At 57.5% G+C, this 17838-nt stretch carries 18 protein-coding genes, 1 rRNA gene and 1 pseudogene; 5 read left to right on the top strand and 15 right to left on the bottom strand.

Annotation, left to right across the window (positions count from 1 at the left end):
- From B142_RS13390 to msrA, 4 genes and pseudogenes are all read right to left on the bottom strand, one after another.
- Window positions 1-416, bottom strand: a pseudogene (locus B142_RS13390) (transposase); the annotation flags it as partial.
- Between the two features lie 274 nt (window positions 417-690).
- Window positions 691-1611, bottom strand: coding sequence for a DUF5926 family protein (locus B142_RS0111195; RefSeq protein WP_018121640.1), 921 nt, complete (start codon window positions 1609-1611; stop codon window positions 691-693).
- 10 nt (window positions 1612-1621) lie between these two features.
- A complete protein-coding gene (locus B142_RS0111190) occupies window positions 1622-2350 on the bottom strand; it encodes a glycerophosphodiester phosphodiesterase family protein (RefSeq protein WP_018121639.1) in 729 nt (242 codons plus the stop codon).
- A 35-nt stretch (window positions 2351-2385) separates the two neighbouring features.
- Window positions 2386-3048 carry a peptide-methionine (S)-S-oxide reductase MsrA gene (msrA, locus tag B142_RS0111185; RefSeq protein ID WP_018121638.1) on the bottom strand — a complete coding sequence of 221 codons (663 nt, stop codon included), beginning with the start codon at window positions 3046-3048 and terminating at the stop codon, window positions 2386-2388.
- Window positions 3049-3236: 188 nt separating this feature from the next.
- Between msrA and B142_RS0111180 the strand changes: the two genes are divergently transcribed.
- Window positions 3237-3839, top strand: a complete 603-nt coding sequence (locus B142_RS0111180; protein WP_018121637.1) for a superoxide dismutase — start codon at window positions 3237-3239, stop codon at window positions 3837-3839.
- A gap of 145 nt (window positions 3840-3984) precedes the next feature.
- On the opposite strand, the gene B142_RS0111175 is transcribed toward B142_RS0111180, so the two are convergent.
- On the bottom strand, window positions 3985-4386 hold the full coding sequence (locus B142_RS0111175; protein ID WP_018121636.1) for a hypothetical protein: 402 nt from the start codon (window positions 4384-4386) through the stop codon (window positions 3985-3987).
- Between the two features lie 71 nt (window positions 4387-4457).
- Here B142_RS0111175 and B142_RS0111170 point away from each other — a divergent pair, with 71 nt between their 5' ends.
- Entirely contained in the window at window positions 4458-5666 is a 1209-nt protein-coding gene (locus B142_RS0111170) for an MFS transporter (RefSeq protein WP_018121635.1), read from the top strand.
- On the opposite strand, the gene B142_RS0111165 is transcribed toward B142_RS0111170, so the two are convergent.
- The gene (locus B142_RS0111165; protein WP_018121634.1) at window positions 5663-7249 is read right to left on the bottom strand and encodes a TM0106 family RecB-like putative nuclease; all 1587 of its coding nucleotides are present in this window, start codon (window positions 7247-7249) and stop codon (window positions 5663-5665) included. The genes B142_RS0111170 and B142_RS0111165 overlap by 4 nt on opposite strands.
- Window positions 7250-7335: 86 nt before the next feature.
- Between B142_RS0111165 and B142_RS0111160 the strand changes: the two genes are divergently transcribed.
- A complete protein-coding gene (locus B142_RS0111160) occupies window positions 7336-7971 on the top strand; it encodes a DUF6474 family protein (RefSeq protein ID WP_018121633.1) in 636 nt (211 codons plus the stop codon).
- 19 nt (window positions 7972-7990) lie between these two features.
- Here B142_RS0111160 and B142_RS0111155 read toward each other — a convergent pair whose 3' ends face one another.
- Together B142_RS0111155 and B142_RS0111150 are read right to left on the bottom strand one after the other, a co-directional pair.
- Window positions 7991-8629 carry a LuxR C-terminal-related transcriptional regulator gene (locus tag B142_RS0111155; RefSeq protein WP_018121632.1) on the bottom strand — a complete coding sequence of 213 codons (639 nt, stop codon included), beginning with the start codon at window positions 8627-8629 and terminating at the stop codon, window positions 7991-7993.
- A gap of 53 nt (window positions 8630-8682) precedes the next feature.
- The gene (locus tag B142_RS0111150; RefSeq protein ID WP_018121631.1) at window positions 8683-9975 is read right to left on the bottom strand and encodes a sensor histidine kinase; all 1293 of its coding nucleotides are present in this window, start codon (window positions 9973-9975) and stop codon (window positions 8683-8685) included.
- Window positions 9976-10084: 109 nt separating this feature from the next.
- On the opposite strand from B142_RS0111150, the gene yidC reads away from it, so the two are divergent.
- Window positions 10085-11374 (top strand): membrane protein insertase YidC, encoded by a 1290-nt coding sequence (gene yidC, locus B142_RS12740; RefSeq protein ID WP_018121630.1) that lies wholly within the window; start codon window positions 10085-10087, stop codon window positions 11372-11374.
- Here the strand turns inward: yidC and B142_RS0111140 are convergent.
- The 4 genes from B142_RS0111140 to B142_RS14205 all read right to left on the bottom strand — a co-directional run bounded on the left by B142_RS0111140 (window position 11371) and on the right by B142_RS14205 (window position 13728).
- A complete protein-coding gene (locus tag B142_RS0111140) occupies window positions 11371-11997 on the bottom strand; it encodes a TetR/AcrR family transcriptional regulator (protein WP_018121629.1) in 627 nt (208 codons plus the stop codon). The two genes, yidC and B142_RS0111140, sit on opposite strands and share 4 nt — an antisense overlap.
- A gap of 193 nt (window positions 11998-12190) precedes the next feature.
- Window positions 12191-12448 carry a GlsB/YeaQ/YmgE family stress response membrane protein gene (locus B142_RS0111135; protein ID WP_018121628.1) on the bottom strand — a complete coding sequence of 86 codons (258 nt, stop codon included), beginning with the start codon at window positions 12446-12448 and terminating at the stop codon, window positions 12191-12193.
- Window positions 12449-12451: 3 nt separating this feature from the next.
- Complete coding sequence (locus tag B142_RS0111130; RefSeq protein ID WP_018121627.1) at window positions 12452-13348, bottom strand: universal stress protein; 897 nt, start codon at window positions 13346-13348, stop codon at window positions 12452-12454.
- A gap of 248 nt (window positions 13349-13596) precedes the next feature.
- Window positions 13597-13728 (bottom strand): hypothetical protein, encoded by a 132-nt coding sequence (locus B142_RS14205; protein ID WP_260850111.1) that lies wholly within the window; start codon window positions 13726-13728, stop codon window positions 13597-13599.
- An 18-nt stretch (window positions 13729-13746) separates the two neighbouring features.
- Here B142_RS14205 and B142_RS0111120 point away from each other — a divergent pair, with 18 nt between their 5' ends.
- Window positions 13747-14751, top strand: coding sequence for a pseudouridine synthase (locus B142_RS0111120; RefSeq protein WP_081604998.1), 1005 nt, complete (start codon window positions 13747-13749; stop codon window positions 14749-14751).
- A 39-nt stretch (window positions 14752-14790) separates the two neighbouring features.
- Here the strand turns inward: B142_RS0111120 and crtI are convergent, their stop codons facing one another.
- The 3 genes from crtI to rrf form a co-directional block, all read right to left on the bottom strand.
- Window positions 14791-16500 carry a phytoene desaturase family protein gene (gene crtI, locus B142_RS12735; RefSeq protein WP_018121624.1) on the bottom strand — a complete coding sequence of 570 codons (1710 nt, stop codon included), beginning with the start codon at window positions 16498-16500 and terminating at the stop codon, window positions 14791-14793.
- Complete coding sequence (locus B142_RS0111110; RefSeq protein WP_018121623.1) at window positions 16497-17432, bottom strand: phytoene/squalene synthase family protein; 936 nt, start codon at window positions 17430-17432, stop codon at window positions 16497-16499. Before B142_RS0111110 ends, crtI begins: the two co-directional genes overlap by 4 nt.
- Before the next feature lie 154 nt (window positions 17433-17586).
- Window positions 17587-17705, bottom strand: a 5S ribosomal RNA gene (gene rrf / locus B142_RS0111105).
- Window positions 17706-17838: the final 133 nt, after the last annotated feature.

The raw sequence follows: 17838 nt of genomic DNA, 5'->3' as shown, positions 1-17838 counted from the left end.
CCACCGGCATACAAGCTGATGATCATCTCACTCGACATCCGTTAAACGCCTCGAGCCCTTGGGAACCATGGTCGGGATAAACGTCCCGGCTCTGTCCCGGGGGATTTCTACGGTAACCGGCCCGTAGTTGGAATCAACAGTCTTCGGGTAGGTGCCGTTGCGGTGATTATCAGTCCCAGTAGCAGTTTTAGCTTCCCGATCACCGGATTGATAGCCGAGGTGGGCATCCATCTCAGCATTCAAACCCTAGAGTCAATCGAGGCTTGCAGCATACCTCTAACCAGGTCATTAGCGTCCGTTGTCGACGTGCCTAGGTCATCAATCAGCTTCGCGATTTCAGGGTTAGCAAGCAGCTTCTTTTCAATCGCATCAATCTTGGCTTTATCAGCCGGGTCTCGTCGTGCCACAGTAGTCATTCTGGCTTATCTCCTTATGCGGGATGGATTCCCACACACAAACCATCAGACACCCTCCGGCAGCGGTCGAAGACACTATCAACTTTGATAAGGAGTGTTAACGATGAATTCCCAAAATCAGTGGTTGAGCTATAAAAAGCAGCGATCACCAAGTGCTTCGTGACGCTGGGAGTACTGCAATACACAAAAAATAGAACCCCGCGGGCAGCAACCGTGCACAAACAAAATTATCCAAGTTTGCGCGCAGTTGCGCCCCCATACAGGCTTTCCTGCACTAGCGGATGGTGACCTGCCGCGATTTAATGTTTTGCAGCTGCTTACGCTCGTCGGCAGAAAGCTGCGCATCGTTGGAAATTTCTTCTTCCAAAGCCTGGTTCACGCGCTCCAGCTGCTCGCGGTAGGAATCCGCGGCTGGCTCCGGGGTGACATCGAAAACCGGGGCAATCACGCCGTGGGTGCGGAACACGCCAGCAAACTTGGTGTCTTCACCCACGTGCAAGTCACCGCGAGCGGCCACGCGTGCCAAGGCGTTGAGGAAATCGTTTTCGTTGTCCACCGGGCGTACCCAGCGGATGTGCGCCTTACCGCTGCCGGTATCCGACCACCACAAAGCACCCGGCGCGTCGGCATCGATCGCGTGGGTTTCAATGACGGAATCGTTGGCCATCTGCATCGACTGCGCAACCTGCTCCGGCATGGGCGCGCCTTCTGGCATCCACCAGGAAAAGTCTTGCTCGAGCTGGATATCCAGCGTGGTGTCGTGCGGCAGTAGTTCCGTGAGTTCCGGCTGGTTGCCGTCGGCTGCCGTGGACACCAGCGATTCGCCAGCCGAGTGCTCTTTCACCCAGTTCAGGGCGTAGGCAAGGTCATGGTGCGGGTTCACGCCGTGGGCTTGCACCTGCAGTGCGACGAAGGCATCTCCGCCGTATTGCTCATCGCGGATCATCGCTGCGGATGCTCCCGGCAAAACACTACACAGCCACACGGTGCGGTCGATGCCTGCGATATCCACTTTCGCGTAACCGGAGGGCACAAATTCTTGCAGTGCAATTAGTTCGGCTTCGCACGCAAACCCAGCGAAAGGGCGTGGGTCCTTTTCCAGCTTGGCACGTTCCGCAGCCCGGGCTGCAAGTTTTGCTTGCCGACGCGACATTCCCTCGGGGAGGTCTTCTTGCTTCTTTTTCTTCTTCGCCATGCGCGCCAGTTTACTGGTCGCCAACCACCTCGAGTGCACGCTCCGGCCAATTCGTCGCCAAGAGGTTCACCCCGTGATCGCGCGCCCAGCGCATATCTTCTGGCTTATCGACGGTCCACATGTACGTCCGACGGCCTCCCACACCAATCGCAGCCGGGTTGGCTTTGCCGTGGTCCAGAGAAAGCCCCAGCGCATGCGGGCGTGACAGCATCACATCGCGGCTGTTCCACCGGCGTTCCCAACCGCGGCGCAAATAAATCCGGTCCACCTGCGGCACGAGACTCGCGAGCCTGCGCAGCGAGGCATGCGAGAAAGAAATAATGTGCACGCGAGGGTCCGCAACCATCCCGGTACGGTGCAACGCCCGCGCCAGAGCTTTTTCCAGCGCAGCCCCCTGCCGCACCAGCGGTTTGGTCTCGATATACAGGTGGTGCGGATGGCCATCCAGCAGGCGCAACAAATCGTCGACAAGCATGAGTTGTTGCGGCGCCTTTTCCGTACCGATATTCAGCCGCTGCAGCTCGGGCCACGTCATGCGTGCGACCATGCCAGTGCCATTGCTGGTGCGGTCCACACTGGGATCATGAATCACCACCGCCTGCCCATCGCGGCTGACCCGAATATCACATTCCAGGCCATGGATGGGCAGTTGCAGGGCTTGCTGAAACGCCTCCGGCGAATTTTCCGGATACTTCCCGGAATAGCCACGGTGGGCGACGATATGACAGCCAGTCAACATAGTATCTGCGCCTGCGCTAGTGTGCGCGAACAACTCTAGATGCTGCAGGCAATGCCCGTGCCGTGGTGCGGGCAATAGCCCTGTGGGTTTTTCTCCAGGTACTGCTGGTGCTCGTCCTCAGCCAAATAGTATTCGCCCGCCGGGGTCTCGGCCAGCGTAGCGATCTCCGTGGTGACTTCACCGTAGCCGTTGGCCTGCAATTTCTTACCGTAGGCGTCGACAAGCTTGTCGACGGTCTGTTTTTCTTCCGCCGCGTTCGGGCCTTCGGTATAAAACGCCGAGCGGTACTGCGTGCCCACGTCGTTGCCCTGGCGATAGCCCTGGGTCGGATCGTGTGCTTCGAGCCCGACGCGCACCAGATCCTCCAAGGACACCCGCGACGGGTCATAAACCACGCGCACAACCTCCACGTGATTGGTGCGCCCTGTGCAGACTTCGCGGTACGTCGGGTTCGGCGTCACGCCACCGGCATAACCAACCGAGGTAGAAAGCACGCCATCCAGGTTCCAGTAGAGCTTTTCGACGCCCCAGAAACAGCCCAAGCCCACAATCAGGCTGGCCTGGCCTTCTTCCCAAATGCCGGTAATGGGCGTACCCAACACGGCGTGCGGGCTTGGGTTTTCTAGGACCGGGTGCTTTCCGCCATGCAGGGCGTCTTCTTCAGCGACGAGTTCTGGGTTCTTTCCAAACATCCACATGCCGATATTCTACGCGGGCCAAGCTCGCGGAAAGCTGTGAACGGAGCTCGCGTGCAGCTGTGTATTTGTTCATAAGAGCATCCTTTGATGCTTGGCGTCGCGTGAATAGTTTTATGTCATAAAAATGTTGCGAAATTCTTATACGTGCCTATTATGGGCGATGTACCCAACGAAAGGATTTAGCGATAATGGCTGTTTACGAACTCCCAGAACTCGAATATGACTACAACGCTTTGGAGCCACACATCTCCGGCGAAATCATGGAGCTGCACCACTCCAAGCACCACAACACTTACGTGCAGGGTGCTAACGCAGCTTTGGATGCTCTGGAAGAAGAGCGCAACGGCGAAGCCAACCCAGACCGTATCCGTGCGCTGTCCAAGAACTTGGCTTTCAACCTGGGTGGCCACACCAACCACTCCATCTTCTGGAAGAACCTGAGCCCTAACGGTGGCGGCGAGCCAACCGGTGAGCTCGCGGAGGCTATCGACCGCGACTTTGGTTCCTTCGAGAAGTTCAAGGCGCACTTCTCCGCAGCAGCACTCGGCCTGCAGGGTTCCGGCTGGGCCGTGCTGGGTTACGACCACATTGCTGGCCGCCTGCTCGTTGAGCAGCTGACCGACCAGCAGGGCAACACCTCCGTGAACTTCACCCCACTGCTGATGCTGGATATGTGGGAGCACGCTTTCTACCTGCAGTACAAGAACGTCAAGCCTGATTACGTCAAGGCTGTCTGGAACGTCTTCAACTGGGACGACGTTGCAGAGCGTTTCGCAGCAGCGAAGAAGTAAACCTTCCGCCGCACCATCGCTGCGGCTTGCATGAACGCCGTGTCCGCACATTTTACGTGCCGGACACGGCGTTTTTTCGTGGCAGTTTTTAGTGGCGGTTTTTATCTCTTCGGAGTTTTTTTACCTCGCGGGCAACCGTTCTGGCTTAGCGAGTCCTCCCGGAAACCATAAGAAGAATAAACCCCAGCCACAGTAGTCCGGTGGCTGCAGTTATTACCCATAAAAGCTCACTAAACAGCGGTTCCCAAAAACCACCGGCACGAAACAGCTGAGTAATAACGGCAGCAACTGCAATAACAATTCCGGCGGTAATTATCCACGCACCGATTTTTCCTATTGTGGATGTAGAATACCGCGCTCGCTTATGGCTCCAGAGCGAAATATTTATCCCGCTAAGCACAACCGCGATAGCGGTGGCCAGAAGAAATAATGCGCCAACAAGAAACGGAAAGCCCTCATCCGAGGCAGCAATAATGCTAATAAATACATAGAGCGCGAGGGCCACAAGGACCGAAAAAATTGTGATGTTTTCCAGGGGTTTCAGCATATTTACTCCCCTCCTAACCTAGGATCGGCAAACCAGCACCACGCAGTGAAAAACGTGGCACCATGTAATGCATGGCACAAACAGTACCCGCACGCGGCCTACAACGGGGAGAACGTAACTACCGGTTAGCCACTGTCGCGGTCCTGGCAGCGGGGCTGGCCGTATTCAACGGGCTGTATGTCACCCAGGCTATGCTGCCTGCGCTTGTCGACGCCTTCGACACCACACCAACCGTCGCAGCGCTGACAGTCTCCGTCGCCACGGGAATGTTGGCAATCTGCGTGGTTCCGGCCTCGATCCTCTCGGAGCACTTTGGCCGCAACCGGGTGCTGATCATCTCCGCCATCGCGGCCTCGCTCATCGGGCTGACGCTTCCGCTCGCGCACACCATCCACCAGCTCATTGCCTTGCGTTTGCTACACGGTGCTTTCATCGCTGGTACACCCGCGGTGGCCATGGCATGGCTGGCTGAAGAACTCGACCACCGCTTCCTGGCCCGCGCCATGGGCGTCTACGTCGCTGGCAATTCCGTCGGTGGACTCACCGGCCGCCTCATCCCGTCGATGTTGCTGGAAGTCACCGACTGGCGCGTAGCAATCCTGTGCGCATCCCTCCTAGCTCTCGGCTTTGCCATCATCGTGGCGCTCACTCTGCCGCGCCAGCAGTTCTTCCAGCCGAAAGCCCTGCGGTTTCGCACCGAATACGAATCCATGGTCATGCACTGGAAAACCCCATCGCTGGCAGCCATGTTTCTCATTGCTTTTGTCGCCATGGGCGTGTTCGTTTCTTTGTATAACTTCCTGGCTTTCCGCCTGATCGACTATTTCGAGCTGTCCCCCGGCATCGTCGCACTAGCATTTTTGGCTTACCTCAGCGGCACTTATTCCGCTGCCCGGGCAGGTGTACTGGCGGAAAGATTCTCCCGCGGCACGGTGCTGGTCTTTTCCACCAGCGCATTCATCATCGGGCTGCTGCTTACCGCCACCCCGTGGCTGTGGCTTACCCTGACCGGCTTGTTAATTTTCACCGCGTCCTTCTTCGCCGCCCATTCCATCGCTTCTGGCTGGGTGGGCGCCATCGCAGAGCACAACCGCGCCGAGGCATCCAGCATGTACGTGCTGTGCTACTACCTGGGCTCGTCGGTGGTCGGCGCGCTGGGCGGCTTGATTTTTACCGCCCTGCCGTGGTGGGGCTTCGTCGGCACGCTTGCGCTGTTGGCCGGTGCGATGCTGGCGCTCGGGATTTTCGCGCACACCAAGGAAACACAGAGCGCTGATTAGCCAACACCCCGCATCCGTGGCACGCCCGGCGCACCCGCACACAACCAATCCCGCACCACCCGCGTGGCCTGGCAATCACCCTGGTTATAACCCAAAAGCTGCTCCCGGCAGCACTCTGCCTCCGGCCCATCACCCACGGCTTTGCGGCGCGCATTCACCGACTGCTCACCATCCACATCCTCATCTGGCCAACGATGCCCAGCCGTCGCCGCCACCTGTTTCAGCCCCATGCCCGCGGTATCAGCCAAAAACTGCTTGGCATAACGGAACACATCCACCCACTGCTCGGAGACAATAAACGCGCTGACCTCTTCCATGCTCGGAATACCTGGCTGGCCTGCAAAACGTCGCGCTGACATGCGCATCCAATGGTTTTCCCCGTGCGCAGAGTAGCAATATGCCCGAAAGCTAAAACCCGCCGATTCCGCTTGCCGACGCCGCCGACACACATAGTCCCAGAACCTCGCAAAATTACGCGCTTCTGCCGCCCCGCCGAGCTCGTCCCAGGTGACAAACGGGTGGTACTCCGCGCCATCCCACACGCCCCACAAGTACGCGCCTTGGTCGAGGTAGGCTTCCATGTCGATGTCCAGCTCGACGTCGGCACGCGGGATCCGCATTTCTTCTGCTGGCCTGCGGGCTAAAAAGGCAATTCCACGCCGCCACGCATCCGCCAATTGGGCATAATCACCGGCCACAGCGGGATCAGCCCGGCGCAGCGCCTCCACGGTAGTGATCCCGCGTTCGCGCAGGTGATCAGCCCGATCACCGGATAAAAACAGGCTGATATCGTCGGTGCCTTGCAATTCTTGTTCACAATAGACCCAAAACCGGCAGGTCGCGCACTCTTTTCGACGCCGCGGAGCCTGCGGTAATGCCTCCGGCTGCACAGCAGCAAGCGCATTCGACAACCCGTGCTGAAACCGTTGGGTATCCATCAGGAAAATCCGGCGACGGTCCTGCCCGATCAAACCACCACGCCCGGTAGCCAGTCCGAGTTCTGCAAGCGCTCGTGCTGCCAGGCCCAACCGGTAACCGTCAACGGAATGCTGGCGCAAGGCAAATTGCTCGGTGATGGGTTGGCCCAACCCGGCGCGGTGGGTGGGAAGAACGGCTACCGCGCCACCGGCTTTTTCTCGTGCCACGCGGTGGTTGCTGACCATCACCGGCAGGTACGCGTTGTCCCCGGTGCGCACCAGAGCGTCGACGGAGACTTTCCAGTCCACAGGCGCGTGCCCATTTTCACGATTGCCTGTGGTTCCCGCCAGCACCGCGCCGGTTACCAAATCCGGCTGCCACGCGAGTGCTTCTAAGGTATCGAATTCCCGGCGTTCGACCGCCGCAGCATCACCGGCGGGCAGCGGACCTAAATCTATTCGCCGGAAATTCCGGCGGCGGCCGTCGCCAAGCGCGGGGGCTACCGGCAATAAAGCAGCCACCTCTGCCCGGGCATCGGCGCTGCGCAACGCACGTTCTTGCGAAGATTCCGTCGCCGGGGCCTCGGGGTAATGGCGGGCTTGCACCAGGCGATAATGGCAGCCGACGAGGTCATGCGCTTCCACAAAATCCCGACGGCCGATCACAGGTGGTCAGCCTAGTCGAGACCACCAGGTATTGTTGAATCAGCAACAGGTAAAAATACGCAATTTTCAGCAAAGGTGAGCACACCATGGGCTTGATGAAGTCACTCCGTAAGCGCCGTAGCGATGCCAAAGCCGCCGTCAAAGCCGCCAAGGCCCGGGCGAAAGCAGAGATCAAAGCTGATTCGAAGGCACGCGCACGCCGCGAAAAGCTGCTGGCGAAGCAAAAACGCGCAATTATTAAAGACGAAAACAAGGCGTTGAAGTCCAAGCGCAAGCACCAAGAAAAAATGGCGAAAGCTGAGCTGGAAAAGCTGCAGACCGGCAAATTCAACGCCGATAACGTCAAGCGTTTCGCCGGCGCTTCCCGTGTGCTGCTGCCGCTGGCGCTGCCGTTAATTTACCGTGGTATTACTGCTGCTCAGGATCAGTTCAGCAAACGCACCGCACAGCGCTCTGGCGTCACCCCGGAACAGATGGCGCAGTTTAGCGGGCACGGTGCGGATTTGAAGGCGCGTATCCAGGGAATCCGCAATTCGCTGCAGGACACCAGCGTGAAGCCAGGATACAAGCGCGATATTAACGAGCGCTTGGACGAGCTGAAAGCAGCCGTCGACAATGCAGAGTTCATGACCGACCAGCAGCGTCGTCGCGCGCACCGCAGCGTCAGCAACGATATTGACTTAATCACCGAGGATATTCAGCGCAATATCGCTGAAGGATAACGCGCGCCGTTAAAAGCTGTTAGAGCACTCCCTGCTCGCGGGCAGCGGCTACCGCCGAGGTCCGGGAGCGCACACCCAGTTTGTCGTAGATGTGCACCAGGTGTGACTTCACAGTGGCTTCCGACAACATCAGTTCGGTGCCGATGTCACGGTTCGACGAACCCGAGGCCACCAGCTTCAACACCTCCAGCTCACGCGGGGTCAGCGAGCTGCGCGGGGTGCGCACACGCGTCATCAAACGATCCGCGACCACCGGCGACAGCGCAGAATCGCCCTCTGCAGCCGAACGCACCGCCGCCAACAACTCCGCCGGAGGGGAATCCTTCAACAGGTAGCCCACTGCCCCGGCTTCAATCGCGCCGAGGATATCCGCATCCGTGTCATAATTCGTCACTACCAGCACCTTCGGTGGGTGCGGCACCGAGGTTTTAATCATGCGCGTGGCCTCAGCCCCGCCGGTAACCCGGTGGCCTTCCGCGCCGGCGCCAAAGCGCAGATCCATCAACAGCACGTCAATGCCACCAGCGTGCGCGGCAGAAATCGCGGCCTCGGCAGTGGCAACCTCGCCGACGACCTCAATATCTTCCGCATCATCCAAAATGGCGCGCAACCCTAGACGCACGATCTCGTGGTCGTCTGCCAGCAAGACTCTGATCATGGTGGACAACTACCCCTTTTCTGACGGCTACTTAGCTTTATCTTACTCCCCGGCTAATCCGCACACGGCATCGTCACCGACACCGCAGTACCCCGGCCGGGTTCGGTTTCAATTTCCATCTGCCCGCCTTGCTCGGCAGCCCGCTGCCGCATCGCCGCCAAGCCCACATGCCCCAACCCGCTGGGGCGCTTGTCGACGTCGGCAAGATCAAAACCAGCACCATTATCCACCACGTCCAAACGCACCACCTCCTCGTCGTACGTCAGCGTAATGCGAGCCCGGCTGGCCCCGGCATGCTTGACGACGTTGCCGGTTGCCCCCTGTGCGATACGCAACAGCGCGGCCTCGGTTTTCATCGGCAGCTGCCGCGCAGTGCCATCAACCTCGACGTCGATGGTGATCTCGCTGGTATCCGCCCAGTTCTGCGCGACGCGCTCCAAAGCCTGCTGCAGGGAAGTCTCGGCCAGCGTGGCCGGCTGCAGCGCGGCGATCATAGCCCGGGCTTCCTGCAGATTATCAGCGGCCACGGTGCGCGCAAGTTCAATGTGGTGGCGCGGCTGAGCAGTATCCACCGCCTGATCACCCTCCTGCGCGGCGTCGATGCGATCTAAACCCCGGTCCGCCGCGTGCAGCAGCATCTGAATGGACGACAGCCCCTGTGCCAGGGTGTCGTGAATTTCGTGGGCGATGCGCTGGCGTTCCGCATTAATACCGGCTTCACGTTCGGATTCCGCCAGTTGCTCACGGGTTTCCATTAACTCGTGGATCAGCTGGGCGCGTTGCCGACTGATGTGGGACAGCGTCGTAAAAGCAAAATGAATCGCGACGGTAACAATCGCCGAGACCGTCGGCCCCATGATGCCGCCCAGGGTCAGCCCCGACGGTATTTGCATGATCACCGTGATGCTGGTGGCAAACATGACCGAGACGATTCCGCGTACCCCGTCCAACACCCGCAGGAACAAAAAGAAAATCGTAAACGCCAGGTAGGCCCCCATCGGGGTGACGAACATGATGCCCATCCACACTGCCAACAGCCCGAAAAGCCAAAACAGCTGGACGGTTTCTTCCTTTTCGTCCAAATACACCGAACCAGCAAAATAAATCGCGGCAAACGCTGTGTACAACACCAGGTTCAGGCTGGCTTCGGCCCACGGCATGCGTAAAGAACCGATCACGCCGACGACCAACAGCACGGCGGTGAGCACGTGGATGCCGTCGCCCAGCACATCCCGGTCCGCGACCACGTCGGCAATCGCGGCCTCTGCTTCGGCCTCGGCGTTGGCTCCACCGTTAATAGCACCGTTAATAGCACCGTTTTTCGCAACAAGATCCTGGCTGCTCATGCCCACAGCTTACCCAGTGCACCAGGGCGGCTAGACTTTAAGCGGCCGGTATTTTCTGCCCGATACCCGGGCCGCAACGATCCTCGTCGGAAGGAAGCGCGCTCTTTCTATGGAAACTTTATATGACATGTTCATGTATCCCGTTTCGGCGGTGATGAAACTCTGGCATCTGCTTTTTCAGAATGTCTTCGGGCTGGAAGATTCCGTGTCGTGGCTGATCTCCATCCCGTTTCTCATCGTCACTGTCCGCGGGCTCATTGCACCGCTGACCTGGTATTCGGCACGATCGGGGCGCATCGGTGCATTGATTCGTCCCCGGATGCAGGCGCTCGATAAGGAATACGCAGAAGTTACCGATACCGACGAAATACGCGACTACCAAAAGAAGAAGCAAGCGCTTTTCGACGAATACAGCTACCGCCCAGCGATGGGGTGTATACCTCCGCTGATCATGATTCCGGTCTTCATCGGTTTGTATCGTTTGCTGCTGTTGATGGCGAACCCACTGGAGGGTGGTTCCGGGGACGTTGGTGCCGACGCTGCCGCCGACGCCGGTGCAGCTGCTGGTATTGCAGACGCTGCTGGTGCTGGGGCGGGGATTGCCCCTGCAGAATCGATCGGGTTGCTGACGGCAGCGGAAGTCAGCGATTTCCGCAATACCGAGTTTTTAGGAATTCCTCTTCCGGCATTCGCTTCGATGGGTCCGGACTTGGAGCAGGCCTTCGGAATCACTACCGATGAAGTGATTTCCGGCATGATGCCAGCGCTGCTGCTGGCGATCGCTTTTACCGTGATCAACCTGGTAATCAGTACGTTCCGCGCGTTTTATACCACCGAGTGGTCCAATGCGCTCGCGCGTCGGTTGTTCAAGTTCATGATTATCATGTCGGTTTTTGTACCGGTCATGCTGTTTTTCGTCGCCTTCAATGTCCCGATCCCGTGGGCGATTATCATCTATTGGTTCATCAATAACTTGTGGACACTGGTGCAGTCGCTGCTGTTCATCGTAATGGTGCGTGTGCGTTATCCGTTGCGCGAAGAACACCACGAGGCCCGGCGTGAATCCCACCAGTTGTTCCGGCAGCGCAAAAAAGACCGCAAACAGCGCAAACGCGAACGTAAGCGGGAGAATAAGCAGGCCCGAAAGGATCCGGAATATGCGAAGGAGCTCGCTGCTGCCCGGGAAGAACAACAGCGTGTAACAGAACAAGAGCGCGCTGAGAAAAAGGAACTGCGGAAAAAACAGCAACAGGCAAGACTAGAGATCTCACGACAGCGCCGAGCAGAAAAAGCTGCGAAAAAGGCGGGTACCGGGGAAGAATCCGGCGCGGCTGAACCGGAGGAAGCTGCGCGCTCTGACGAACCCGCCGACGGTCGCCACGACAGCGAGCGCGATTAAATCGAATAATCCGCGGGAGGCGCTGCCAACATCTGGCGTGCTAAATCCCGCGCGGTCACCAGCGGGTTGATACTGCGGGTCAAGCGCGCACCGGCAAGCCCACCGTCCAGGAAGATCAACAGCTGCGAGGCTTGAGTCGCTGACGGATAACCGTTTTTCTCGTTCAACAGCGCGGTCATGGTGTCGTGTACCCAGCTGCGGTGGTTCATGCACGCAGAGATGATTTGCCGTTCCGAGTCCGTCTCTGGCTTCGGGTATTCGTTGGCGGCGTTAAGGAAGTGCGAGCCGCGGAAGTCTTTTTCTGGTTCGTCGTCAATGGCTTTATCGAAAAACGCCAAGATTTTTTCTTCCACGTTGGTCATCTCCGCGGTGCGCTGTTGCCAGTCGTTGCGGAAGTCTTCGTCAAGTTTCTCGATATAGGCGGTAACCAGAGCGTCTTTGGAACCAAATAAGGAATACAGCGAGGCTTTGGCCACGTCTGCGTCACGCAGAATTCGGTCAATACCGATGACCCGGATGCCTTCGGTGTCGAAAAGTTTGGTGGCAGAGTTGAGCAACCGAGTGCGGGGACTCGGGCGGTTCTGGCGACGGCTAGCCGTCGTCTTTTTCTTGGCGGTGCTCACTCCGGCTCCTTCCTGTTCTCGGCCGCATGCGCGATCGCGCAACGCATCTGTACTAGTCGGTCTACATACAATATAGACCACCCGGTTCAGTCACCGCGCACCAGGAAGAGTTTTTCTATTCAAATCCCAGGCAATAAAAATAAAAAAGCCAGCCGGTAAAAACCGACTGGCGAAATCTACTGCGCCTGCAGTGTTATTTCTTGATCGCGTTCAGAAGCGACAGCAGGATCACAGATCCCAGAACTGCTGTGAGCAAACTGAACCAGAAGCCACCACTGGCGACATCAAATCCGATGATGCTGAGCAGCCATCCACCAAGCACACCGCCGACGATGCCGACGATGATGTTTCCGAAGAAACCTTGGCTGGAATCTTTAATCTTCCCAGCAATCCATCCTGCCAGGCCACCGATGATGATCCAGGCGATAATTCCTAGGCTAAGGGTTTCCATTTTTTACTCCGATTCTGGGCGAACAACCATCATTGGGCACGGAGCAGATTGCAACAGTGCACGGGAGGTAGAACCTAGCAGCATTCCCTTGAAACCGCCGCGTCCGTGTGAACCAGTGACCAGCAACTGCGCGTTTTCCGCGTTTTCTGCCAGCGCGCGCACTGGGCGGTCCCGGGTCACGATCTTTTTCACTGGAACTTCTGGGTACTTCTCAGCCAAAGCAGACAGGCGCTCGTCCATCATCTGCTTTTGTTCTTTTTCGGTTTGTTCCCATTCTTTCTGCGCAGCCGTCAAACCAGCCAGCGATGCCTGTACCTGCATATCCATCCAGGTATTCACGGCAATCAGCTCGGAGCCACGAGCATGCGCTTCCGCGAAAGCATATTCGGTGGCTTTCTGGGAAACCTCGGAACCATCCACACCGACGACGACGGGGCCGTACTTGGACGATTCGGTAACTCCGGAATCTTCGCGCACCACCACAACCGGGCAGGTGGAGTGGGAAACGACGGCGGCAGACACGGAGCCCATTACCATGCCGGACAGGCCACCCAAGCCGCGGGAACCCAACACGATCATGGTGACGTCGTTGGACATTTCTAGCAGCATGTCGATTGGCGAGCCTTCGGCAACAGTGTGGCCGATTTTAATATCCGGAGCCACCTCAAGGGCGATCTTCCGCGCGGCTTCAATCTTGTCTAAAGTTTCTCCCTGCAGCTCGTCGTAAAGCTCCTTGGGTGGAGCCATCCCCTCTGCATACAAGAACTGCGGCATCGTGTAACTCGAAGCCAAACGCAAGGGAATTTCGCGTTTCGCTGCCGTGTTGGCAGCCCAACGCACTGCCTCGTTGGAGGCGTCGGATCCGTCTACTGCTACAACAATGATATCTTCTTTGGACATTGCAACCGCCCTTTCTCCAGGTCGTTTTCAGCCATAACTGGTGAATACCTCTGACCGAACCTGATATGAGCAAATCCGGCGAAAATATCCCTTCCACCACCCAGTATAGCCGCGATCACTATGCCTGTCCGCAGATTCGCCGCGAATCATAGGTGCCCACAACGCCTCTTCGTGCTTGTCATCGCAGCACAACCGCGGCCCCGTAGACCGCTACACCAGCGACGGCGTGGGAGTAGCGGAGAAAACTTTTACTTGTGCGCGGCTTCGGAGTTAGCTGGGTAGAGGAACTGGAAGATGCCGTGGAGCACCCGCGAGATGGTGGCGCCCAGCTCAGAGGCGAAGAAGTTGGTAATTGGTTCCAAGAATGCGTTCAAATCCATAACGATATAATAAACGTTATGCGCCGAAAGTCCACCCCGTTGCCCATCAAAGATGGTCTCAACCCCACGCGCATCCGTATTCAAGGTGCCCCTCCAACCGGAATGAGGGCCGCCGATGCCGTTGCTGAAGTCATTTTTTCCCAGCGTCACCGCCACCCCGATGATACTTGGGACGCAATCTACCAGCGCTTTCGTGACAATGAGGTGGTACGCCATAACGGTACCCCGCTTTCCCCAGACGAGCTGTTGCCGGAAAACTGCGAGCTCTTCTTCTACAAAACACCAGCCCCAGAAATTACGGTCCCCTACCGGCTTTCCATCATTCACCGCGACGATGACCTGCTGGTCGTTCATAAGCCCCCATTCATGGCGACGATGCCGCGTGCCCGCCACATTGTGCAGACTGCCACCGTGCAGCTGCGCCGCCTCACCGGCATTCCGGAACTCTCCCCTGCACACCGCCTGGACCGCCTGACCTCCGGATTGGTGGTATTTACCACCCGCCCAGAACTGCGCGGGCCGTATCAGACTTTGTTTGCCCAGCGGCAGGTATCCAAAGTGTACGAAGCCATCGCGCCCTATGATTCTCGCCTGGTGCAATCGCTTGCCGACGGCCGACTTACCTGGCGCTCGCGCCTGGAGAAAAACCCCGGTGAACTGCAAGGCCGCTTCGTCGACGGCGAGCCCAACGCGATTACCCACCTGGAAGCTATTACTCAGTGCAGCGCTGCAGAACAAGCAGAGTTGGAAAAAATCCACGGCAGGCAACCGCCACTCGCGCACTACCGGCTCGCGCCCGTCACCGGAAAAACTCACCAACTGCGCCTGCACATGTGGGCGGCAGGGGTTCCGATTCTGGGAGATCCGGTGTATCCGCGGATATATACGGAGGACGAAGAAGATTTTGCGGTGCCCATGCACCTGATCGCCCGGGAAATCTCATTCACAGATCCACTGAGCGGAACGCACCGCAGCTTCCGTACTCCCCTTTCCGTGTCAGATACTTTCGAGGGCACTGCCTAGTGGTTTAAGCATCGCTGCTTGATCACCGTTGTTTGATCATCACGCTAGCCCGCTATTGCCGTTGAGCACTTCGTCGGCACGCATCGGGCGTGAATCGGTGCGTCCGTCGATGCGCTTGAGCACGTTTTCGGCAGAAATTAGGCACATCGGCACCCCTACACCTGGCGTTACTGTCGCACCGGCGTAATACAGGTTCGTGAGCTTTGCCGATCGATTCTGCGGGCGAAACATCGCTGACTGCACCAGTGTGTGCGCCGGCCCCAGTGCACCGCCGCGCCACGCATGAAAATCCGCCGCAAAATCCGCAGGCCCTAAGGTGTGCCGTACGATGATGCGCTCGGATAGATCATTGATCCCGGTATATTCCGCGATCCTATCCAGGGCCTTGTCGACGATGGCCGTCACGGCCGGTGATTCTTGTTGGCAATGGCGGCCTACTCGATCTCCAGCAAAGCCTTCGACGTTCTCGAGGTTCTCGACGCTGTCGCCGTTCTCGACGCTGTGGAGACTCTCGAGGCTGTCGGTTGTGTGGGTCGGATACCCAGTACCGTGCCCGATGCCGACGTCGGCAGCCGTGGGAACAAGCACAAAAAGATTTTCGCAGGCTGCGGGGGCGACCGTGTCATCTGTGGCAGAAGGTGTGCACAGATAAATTGACGACGACATTTTGTCCGCTGCTAACGCACCCGATGCGGAGAACACGCTGTCGAAATCCTTCTGCCAATGCCGCGACAGCAGCAAAGTGTGGTGAGCCAGCTGCGGCAGCTTCCCACGGACCCCCAGCATCACCAGCACCGTGCCGATGCCCGGGTCTTTTTTCGCAAAGTAAGTCTCTGGATAACTCTGGTATTCGCGCGGCACCAACGCAGTCTCAGTGTGGTGCAAATCCGCTGTGGATACCACCACGTCCGGGTGATACACCTTCGTCCCATCATCGGTGGCGACGCTCACTGTTGTGATACGCGCTGCCCGACCGGCTCCCCCGGAACTATGTAGTTTTGTTGCCTCTGCACCGAATTCAATCCGTACCCCATGCTCCCGTGCGAGGCTTTCGATAGCATCGACGATCGCGCGAAAACCACCTGCGGGATACTGCACGCCTAGCTGCAAATCGGTGTGACTCATCAGGTGGTACATGCTGGGTGCAGTTCGTGGCTGCGTCGACAAGAATACTGCCGGGTATTGCAGGATTTTTCGCAGTCGGTGGTCCCGGAACTGCTTGTCGACGAAACGCTCGAGGGGTTCACACAGAAACCGAACAAGGCTCCACGCTTTTCCGAGAACCGTTGTTGTCATAAAAGGCCGCGGTGATGCGAACGTCGTGTACAAAAACCGGTCTAGCGCAATGGTGTAGACCAAGTGAGCAGACTCAAGGTAGTGAGATAGCTTTGCACCTGCGCCGGGTTCTATGGATTCAAAAAGCGCTGTGATCTTGTCCGCGCCAAAGGGAATATCAAGATATTCTTTGGGTCCGGTGTACATCCGGTAGGCGGGATCAAGGGTGCGTAGTTCGAGTTGTTCTGCCACAGTTGTGCCCATGAGCTGGAAGAACTGCTCGTATGCATCCGGCATGAGGTACCACGATGGCCCGGTTTCGAAGCGGAAGCCATCATCGGTTATCTCTCCAATCCGGCCTCCGGTGGTCCGGTTCTTTTCTACCACGGTAACCTCGAACCCTCTGCGCGCAAGCAGCGCGGCACTAGCAAGACCTGTGATGCCTGCACCGATGACCAGAGCCTGTTGTTTCATGGGTTGTGCTTTCTGCGCGGGTTTTGTTGCAGTTTTTGGTGTATCGCACCATAGCCGAATTCTGCAATACATCGGGTAAGCACACCTGCTTTAGTCAGCTTCGGTACGGACAAGCGTGCACGTTCTGCGGAATTACCCAATACGGCCGCGGGGTTTTCGGCTAATTGTTGCGCCAGCTGGTCATAAATCCTTAAGGCCGCGCGGACGGCAGGTTGCACACGGTTAGGAAGAAACTTCAACACTTCCTCCGCGAAGGCGAAGTCAGAGTAGATCTCTTGAATTATCCGCTCGTACGCTTCGTTAGCCGAATCCGTCGCTAGCTCTGTGTAATAATAGCGGCCGCGAATTGTGACATCATCGGTGTAGTCGCGAAGAAAATTAGCTTTTTGGAAGCCAGCTCCGAGGCGTTTGGCCCCGTCTTGCAACCGTTGCCACGTTGCCGAATCGGGCTTCGGATACTGTTGGAAAAATATGTCAAGGCAGATTAGGCCGATGACTTCCGCCGAGCCGTAGATATAATCAGCCAATTCGGGCCCCGTGTAGTCCGTTTTGCCGAGATCCATGCGCATTGAGCGAAAGAACGCCTTCATGTGCTCGTTGCTTAACTCGCAGCGCCGTGCGGTATTTGCGTAGGCGTGCAGGATCAGATCTGTGTGAAAGCGATGCTGCGGTGCTTCTAAAACCAGCTTCTCGTATTTATCGAGTGCTGTAGTCGGCGATCCCTGCAAGGCTTGGTCCACAGTGCCGTCGACTATTTCGTCGGCGATGCGGACGACCGCGTAAATATTTCTAATATCTTGGCGTATCTGCGTCGGGTACAGGCAGGTGGCTGCGTGAAAGCTACTCGAGTAACTTTTAATTACTTCTGCGGCAGCCTTGTTAGCCAGGCAATCGTAGTGAAAAAGAGCTTCGTGACGGTGGAATGGTTCCATTTCATTGCCTCCTCGATCCGTCACGAGTTCCCCACGGTTTAGATATTTCTAGATACACAAGAAAGGGCCCGCCGACCGCGGTAACCACCACACACCCACCCTGGGTGCACACAATGAAACCACGGCCAACAGGCCCAAACATGAAATTATACAGTGTCGGCAGCAACCTACTCTCCCACACCCTCCCGAGTGCAGTACCATCAGCGCGACGCAGGCTTAGCTTCCGGGTTCGGAAAGGGACCGGGCGTTTCCCTGCCGCTATAAACCACCGACACAACCAACCAGACAACACAAACAAATGCGCATCCGTCAACCACACAAACCAGCATGGTGTGTCAAACACTGCATAGTGGACGCAAACAACAAACAATCATTTTCTTTACACGCAACACCAACCAACAAGCGA

Origin of the sequence: Corynebacterium propinquum DSM 44285 (genome assembly GCF_000375525.1) — a bacterium.
Lineage (GTDB): Bacteria > Actinomycetota > Actinomycetes > Mycobacteriales > Mycobacteriaceae > Corynebacterium > Corynebacterium propinquum.
The sequence above is the reverse complement of the archived record's forward strand: the minus strand, read 5'-3'. Positions and strand labels throughout refer to the sequence as shown.

Bases quoted from the DNA above. Each gene is read 5' to 3' on its own strand.
- B142_RS0111175 (WP_018121636.1), bottom strand. From the start codon at position 4,386: ATGCTGAAACCCCTGGAAAACATCACAATTTTTTCGGTCCTTGTGGCC.
- B142_RS0111195 (WP_018121640.1), bottom strand. From the start codon at position 1,611: ATGGCGAAGAAGAAAAAGAAGCAAGAAGACCTCCCCGAGGGAATGTCG.
- B142_RS0111160 (WP_018121633.1), top strand. From the start codon at position 7,336: ATGGGCTTGATGAAGTCACTCCGTAAGCGCCGTAGCGATGCCAAAGCC.
- B142_RS0111155 (WP_018121632.1), bottom strand. From the start codon at position 8,629: ATGATCAGAGTCTTGCTGGCAGACGACCACGAGATCGTGCGTCTAGGG.
- yidC (WP_018121630.1), top strand. From the start codon at position 10,085: ATGGAAACTTTATATGACATGTTCATGTATCCCGTTTCGGCGGTGATG.
- B142_RS0111135 (WP_018121628.1), bottom strand. From the start codon at position 12,448: ATGGAAACCCTTAGCCTAGGAATTATCGCCTGGATCATCATCGGTGGC.
- B142_RS0111180 (WP_018121637.1), top strand. From the start codon at position 3,237: ATGGCTGTTTACGAACTCCCAGAACTCGAATATGACTACAACGCTTTG.
- B142_RS0111150 (WP_018121631.1), bottom strand. From the start codon at position 9,975: ATGAGCAGCCAGGATCTTGTTGCGAAAAACGGTGCTATTAACGGTGCT.
- B142_RS14205 (WP_260850111.1), bottom strand. From the start codon at position 13,728: ATGGATTTGAACGCATTCTTGGAACCAATTACCAACTTCTTCGCCTCT.
- B142_RS0111120 (WP_081604998.1), top strand. From the start codon at position 13,747: ATGCGCCGAAAGTCCACCCCGTTGCCCATCAAAGATGGTCTCAACCCC.
- B142_RS0111110 (WP_018121623.1), bottom strand. From the start codon at position 17,432: ATGGAACCATTCCACCGTCACGAAGCTCTTTTTCACTACGATTGCCTG.
- B142_RS0111190 (WP_018121639.1), bottom strand. From the start codon at position 2,350: ATGTTGACTGGCTGTCATATCGTCGCCCACCGTGGCTATTCCGGGAAG.
- msrA (WP_018121638.1), bottom strand. From the start codon at position 3,048: ATGTGGATGTTTGGAAAGAACCCAGAACTCGTCGCTGAAGAAGACGCC.
- crtI (WP_018121624.1), bottom strand. From the start codon at position 16,500: ATGAAACAACAGGCTCTGGTCATCGGTGCAGGCATCACAGGTCTTGCT.
- B142_RS0111170 (WP_018121635.1), top strand. From the start codon at position 4,458: ATGGCACAAACAGTACCCGCACGCGGCCTACAACGGGGAGAACGTAAC.
- B142_RS0111130 (WP_018121627.1), bottom strand. From the start codon at position 13,348: ATGTCCAAAGAAGATATCATTGTTGTAGCAGTAGACGGATCCGACGCC.